The organism is Acidobacteriota bacterium, assembly GCA_012517875.1.
GTDB lineage: Bacteria > Acidobacteriota > JAAYUB01 > JAAYUB01 > JAAYUB01 > JAAYUB01.
The window spans coordinates 1-5,983 of sequence record JAAYUB010000142.1 but is presented as its reverse complement, the minus strand read 5'-3'; the positions used below and the strand labels follow the sequence as shown (position 1 = coordinate 5,983).

Annotated in this window: 4 protein-coding genes; 1 reads left to right on the top strand and 3 read right to left on the bottom strand. The window is 68.9% G+C overall.

Annotated features, from left to right (window positions below):
- The 3 genes from GX414_14420 to GX414_14410 form a co-directional block, all read right to left on the bottom strand.
- The coding region (locus tag GX414_14420) for a molybdopterin-dependent oxidoreductase (protein ID NLI48294.1) at positions 1-1,599 on the bottom strand (1,599 nt) is incomplete at its 3' end.
- On the bottom strand, positions 1,596-3,095 hold the full coding sequence (locus GX414_14415) for a 2Fe-2S iron-sulfur cluster binding domain-containing protein (protein ID NLI48293.1): 1,500 nt from the start codon (positions 3,093-3,095) through the stop codon (positions 1,596-1,598). The genes GX414_14420 and GX414_14415, both read right to left, overlap by 4 nt.
- A 480-nt stretch (positions 3,096-3,575) precedes the next feature.
- Positions 3,576-4,184, bottom strand: a complete 609-nt coding sequence (locus GX414_14410; GenBank protein NLI48292.1) for a 3'-5' exonuclease domain-containing protein 2 — start codon at positions 4,182-4,184, stop codon at positions 3,576-3,578.
- 187 nt (positions 4,185-4,371) lie between these two features.
- Here GX414_14410 and GX414_14405 point away from each other — a divergent pair, with 187 nt between their 5' ends.
- Positions 4,372-5,379 (top strand): hypothetical protein, encoded by a 1,008-nt coding sequence (locus GX414_14405; GenBank protein NLI48291.1) that lies wholly within the window; start codon positions 4,372-4,374, stop codon positions 5,377-5,379.
- Positions 5,380-5,983 lie beyond the last annotated feature (604 nt).

The window sequence follows — 5,983 nt, the reverse complement described above, 5'->3', positions numbered from 1 at the left end:
CTCCGTGGCGGCCGCCAGGGCGGCGTTGCCGTTGATGTCGGCGCCCGTGGAGGCGGCGGTGGGCGAGGCATTGGCCACGCGCTTGGTGTTGGCCGTTTCCACGCGGATCCGCGCCAGGCCGACGCCCAGGGTCCGGGCCGCCACCTGGGCCACCTTCGTGTTCACCTCCTGGCCCATCTCGACGCCGCCGTGGCTCAGCGAGATGGTGCCGTCGGCGTAGATCCAGATCAGCGCCGACCCCTGGTTCAGGAAGGCCGAGGTGAACGAGATGCCGAACTTGACCGGCACCACGCCGAGCCCGCGTTTGGCGTAAACGTGGGCGGCGTTGAACGCCTCATTTTCCGCCCGCAGCGCCGCGTAGCGGGCGTTGCGCTCCAGGCGCTCCAGGAGCTCGGCGACGTGGGCGTCGTGCACCGGCTGGCCGTATGGAGTGGGCTGCCCCTCCTGATAGGCGTTGCGGCGGCGCACCTCCAGGGGGTCCAGTCGCAGCACGCGGGCGATCCGCTCCAGGGCGCACTCGATGACGAAGATCCCCTGCGGCGCGCCGAAGCCGCGGAAGGCGGTGTTGGGCGGCAGGTTCGTCCGACAGGCCCGGCCCACGATGCGGGCCGCCGGGATGTAGTAAGCGTTGTCGGCGTGGAGCATGCTCCGCTCCAGGATGGCCAGCGACAGGTCCACCGCGGCGCCGCCGTTGGCGTTGAGCTCCACGTCCCAGGCCAGGATCCGGCCCTCGTCGTCGAAGCCCACCCGGTAGCGCGATTCGTACGGATGGCGCTTGCCGGTCCAGGCGGCATCCTCGACGCGCTGGAGCGCCAACTCCACCGGCCGACCGGTGCAGTGGCAGGCCAGCGCGGCCAGACACGCCCAGAGGGTGGCGCTCCGCTCCTTGCCGCCGAAGGCGCCGCCGAGGCGCGGCACATCCACGGTGATGTCCTTGCTGCGACGGCCCAGCACGCGGGCGGCGATCTCCTGCACCTCGGCCGTGCTCTGGGTGGCGGCGAAGAGGACGATCTGCCCGTCCTCGGCCGGCACGGCGACGCAGCGCTGCGTCTCGAGGTAGAAGTGCTCCTGCGCGCCCGACACCACCTGCCCTTCCAGCACATGGGGCGCGGCGGCCAGGGCGGCGTCCACGTCGCCCCGGACGATGCGGCGCTCGGGCACGTAGAGCTGCCCTCGGGCCAGCGCTTCCGCGATGGTGAGCACCGGCGGCAGCGGTTCGTAGGTGACGCGCACGGCAGCCGCGGCGGCTTCGGCCTGCCACGGATCCGCCGCCGCCACCAGCGCCACCGGCTGGCCGGCATAGGTCACCGTGTCCGCCGGCAGGAGCGGCTCGTCGGGCAGCACGTGGCCGATCTGGTTGGCGCCGGGGATGTCCCGGTGGGTGAGCACCGCGGCCACGCCGGGGCGGGCGGCGGCCGCGGCGGTGTCGATGGCCGTGATCCGGGCGTGGGCGTGGGGGCTGGCCACCACCTTCACATGGAGCAGCCCAGTCGGCCGGACGTCCTCGCCGATGAAGCGCGACGCGCCGGTGACGTGGAGGTGGCCGCTGAGGTGCGGCGGATCGGCGGCGGGCCGGGATCTCGGTGTCTCGGCGCTCATGGGTGCCTCCCGCACAGTTCGGCGTTGCCCCGCAGTGACTCCAGATGATGGATCACGTGGTGGCGGATCAGCGCGCGGCGGTACGCGGCGCTGCCGCGCACGTCGCCGATGGTTTGGAACTCGGCCGCGGCCAGGTCGGCGGCGGCGCGAACGGTCTCGGCGTCCAGCGCCCGTCCCGCGAGGAACGCGGCCGTCTGCCGGGCGAGCGCGGGATACACGGCCACCCCGCCGAACGCCAGGCGGCACATCGCCACCCGCCCGTCCTCCAGCCGCGCCGAGCAGAGCGAGCTCACCGAGGCGCAGTCCACCGCCGGCCGCTTGGACGACTTCAGGTACTGGTGCGTACACTCGGTGAGCGGCACCTCCACCGCGCGGATGATCTCGCCGGGCTGCCGGTCGGTGTCTTTATACCCCTTGTAGAACTGTTCCAGCGGGAGCGTCCGTTCGCCGCCGGCCGACGCCAGCACCAGTCGCGCGTCCAGCCCCAGCAGAGCCACCGCGCCGTCGGCGATGGGCGAGGCGTTGGCGATGTTCCCGCCCAGGGTGCCGCGGTTGCGCACCTGCCGCGACCCGATCCGGGCCGCCGCGCGGGCCAGCACCGGCAGGTGGTCGGCCACGAGGGTGCTCTCCATCAGGTCGGTGAAGGTGAGTCCGGCGCCGATCCGGAGGACGTCCCCTTCGCGCAGCAGCACGTGGAGCTCGGGGATCCGGCTCAGGTCCACCAGGTGTTCCGGGAAGTCACGCTTGATGTTCACCGCCACCATCACGTCGGTGCCGCCGTGGATGAACCGCGTCCGCGCCGGATCGCCGACCCGCGCCAGGGTCCGCCACAGCTCCCACAGGCTCGCCGGCACGTGGTAGCCGGCGAGGGGACGGCCGTCGGCATTGGGCGAGTCCGTGGCGCGCAGCGGTTCGCCGAACGCCCGAAGGCGGCGCTCCATGTCGGCGGCATAGGCAGGCAGGATCAGCCCGCGCGCCTCGCCGCCGGCGGCGGCGAGGCGCCCGGCCACGGCGCGGGCGGCGGCGCGGATGGTGACGTAGCCGGTGCAGCGGCACAGGTTCCCCTCGAGCGCCTCGAGGATGGCGGCCTCGTCCGGGTCGGGCCGCTGCAGGAAGAGACAGAACAGCGACATGACGATGCCGGGCGTGCAGTAGCCGCACTGGACGGCGTGGTGGTCCAGAAGCTGCTGCTGGATCACGTGGAGTCGCCCGTCGGCGGCCAGCCCCTCCACCGTGATGACATGTCGGCCGTGCAGCCGGGCGGCCGGCAGGATGCAGCTGTTGACGGCTCGATAAACGAGCAGCTCGTCCGCCAGCTCGCCCAGGGCCACGGTGCACGCGCCGCAGTCGCCCTCGGAACAGGTCTCCTTCGTGCCTGTAAGGCCCAGCTCGCCGCGGATCACCTCCAGCGCCGTCCGGTCGGGGGGGACGGTCACCCGAACCTCCCGGTCATTGAGGAAGAACGCGATCTGCAGACGCTGGATGGTGTCGGGCATGGCTCCGTCCTCGGCATGACAGTGCATAAACTATAGCCTGTGACGGCGGATGCGTCAATGGCACAGGCGGGAAAACGCACGGCCGGCGGTCAGAGGTGAATGGGCATCCATGTTCCTCATTCGTAATCGTAATTCGTAATCGTAATTCGTAATCGTCATCGTAATCGTCATCGTAATCGAGCCTCGACTTGGAATGCTCACCACGAAGTCACAAAGAACACGAAGGATCATTCTCATGTAATCATGCCGCCGAAACAGCCAGTCAGCGAACGGGGGGAACTTATGGGAACTGGGACCTGGGTGCCGGGACCTGGGTGCCGGGACCTGAGTGCCAGGACCTGGGATCCGAAACCCGGGGTCTAGAACCCAGGGCCTAGGTCTGAGTACGATCACGATTACGAATCACGACCACGATTACGAATTCCGATTACGACTCACGAGCACGAACTCTCAACCATCGACTCTCGACCCGTTGCAGGGCTAGATATTCGCGCCCAGCTCCCGGAAGCGGAGGTAGACCTGCCGGGCGATCCAGGCGTCGGTGGCCGCGTAGGCCACCTGGGCCGGGGTCAGGTCGCGGCGCGCCCAGTTGGTGAGGCGCGTCCCCTTGGGGATGCGGATCCCCAGCAGGACGGCCGCCAACTGGCGAAGCGACGGTTGCCGCAGTCCGTGGCGCCTCGCCACCGCGCTCAGGTCCAGAAAGCCGGCGGGTTCGCATGCAAGCGTCTCCTGCAGCTTGCGGCCGTCATCTGCGGTGGCCACGCCCACTTTTCGCACGGCGGCATCGCTCAGCAGGGCCGCCAGGGGGGCGGGATCGGCAAGCCCCTGCAGTTGGAACAGCCAGACGCCGCGGGCGCCGGCCAGCTGGACCAGCGACACCGGGTGGCTCTCACCCTTGCGGAACGCCGGACGGCTTTCGGTGTCGAAGCCGAGGAGGGTCTCGCCGACCAGCGCAGCGATCGCGGTCCGGGCCTCTGCGTCGTCGCGGACCAGGTGCACGGGCCCCTCGTACCGGCCGATGGGCAGGGCGTTGAGCTGGTCCGGTTCCAGGGCCTGCAGGAGGGGGCGGGGCGGAGGCAGCGCGTTCATGGCGTTCCTTTCCGATCGAAATAGCGGGCATCATAACAGAAGATGGTGATTGGGTGAATGGGTTCGGAGAGGGACGGCGCTGAGAACCCACTTGTCCCTCCTCGAAAAAATTGCGACAATATTGTGAAACTATGTGCATTATCCGGTCATCAACAATAACAAGCACTTCATGCAACAAGGAGTCATTATGAAACCACGTTTGGTCCTGATCATTCTCGCGGTGACGCTGCTGCTCTCGGCCGTCGCCTGCGTGAAGAAAGAGGACGAGGCCGCCAAGGCCGCCGCGGCGGAGGCGGAGAAATTGCAGACCCAGATCCAGCAGCAGGAAGCCAAGATTTACGAGCTGCAGCAACAGGTCCAGGCCCAGCAGGCGCAGCAGCGTATGCAGGAAGAAGCCGCCGCGCTCGAGGAACAGCAACGGCTCCAGGCCGAAATCGCCAAACAGCAGGCCGAGCTCCAGACCATGAAGAAACAGCTGGCGCAGAAGAAGGCCGCCGCGGCCAAGGCAACCGCAGGCGAGCAGCCGGTCGCCGACGCCGGCGGCACGGGGACAACCGCCACTCCGCCACCCGTCACCGGGGAGCCCGCGCCTGCGGCGCAGCCGACGGGCGCGACGCCCATCACCGAAGCCGCCCAGCCCGCACAGCCCGTCGAACCGCCGAAACCGAAAACCCGGACGGTGGAGATCCCCGCCGGCACCGCCCTGGTGGGCCTGTTGCAGGGATCGCTCAGCACCAAGACCAACGCCGGCGGCGACCGCTTCGAGATGTTCCTGGCCCAGCCGGTGGACCTGAACGGCGAGGTCGTCCTGCCCGCCAACACCCGTCTGGCGGGCCGGGTGCTCGAGAGCGCCCAGTCCGGCAAGGTCAAGGGCAAGGCGTTCATGAGCCTGACCGTGGAGAGCATCGAGATCCGCGGCGAGATGGTGGGCGTGCAGACCAACACGCTCCAGTTCCAGGCCGAAGGGTCCACCACCCGTGACGCGGCGGTCATCGGCGGCGGCGCCGGCGTGGGCGCCATCATCGGCGGGATCGCCGGCGGGAAGAAGGGCGCCGCCATCGGCGCAGTCATCGGCGGCGGCGCCGGAACGGCCGGCGTGCTGGCCACCCGGGGCAAGGAAGTGGAGTTCCCCCCCGAGACCAAGTTCCAGTTCCAGCTCGCCCAGCCGGTCAAGATCACCGAGAAGGTGAAGTAGGCGGTTCACCCGGACACGACGGCACGGCGGTCAGGAGTGTGGCGGCACGACACCGCTCTGGATGAGCGCGGAGCGCGACGCCGCCCCTGACCGCGCACTCCGGGCCGGCACACCGTGTTTCATGGATCGCGTCAAGCCCTGCACCCATCGACACCCTGTCGATGGAACCTGCGGCCGGAGGCGGCGCAGAGCCAGGTCCGACCGCCGGCAAATACCGACAAGGATGGATACCGCATCCGAGTCCACCGACTCGGTTACTATTGCGATTTTGCCTTTATGGAAAATTGCCACCGCTCGATCAACCGTATCGCCGATTCCGCCATTGGCCGGCGACCTCCATACGGCCACGACCATGATAACCAGGCGCTGCCCCTAAACGCGGGGCAGCGTCCGGAAAGCGGCAAAGAATGCGTGTGTCGCGCCCCGCGACCGCGGAGTGCGGGGAACCGGTGGCCGCGTGTCCTTTGCTTCTCCGCGGCCCGATCCCGCTAATTTTTCTTCCCGCTCCAGGAGTACGTTTTCCCGTCGTACACATAGGAACCGGAGAAGCTCCGGCCATCGGCTGAAAGCTCGAACACGAACGATCCGCTGAGCTTGAGATCGT

Bases quoted from the DNA above. Each gene is read 5' to 3' on its own strand.
- GX414_14415 (NLI48293.1), bottom strand. From the start codon at position 3,095: ATGCCCGACACCATCCAGCGTCTGCAGATCGCGTTCTTCCTCAATGAC.
- GX414_14405 (NLI48291.1), top strand. From the start codon at position 4,372: ATGAAACCACGTTTGGTCCTGATCATTCTCGCGGTGACGCTGCTGCTC.
- GX414_14410 (NLI48292.1), bottom strand. From the start codon at position 4,184: ATGAACGCGCTGCCTCCGCCCCGCCCCCTCCTGCAGGCCCTGGAACCG.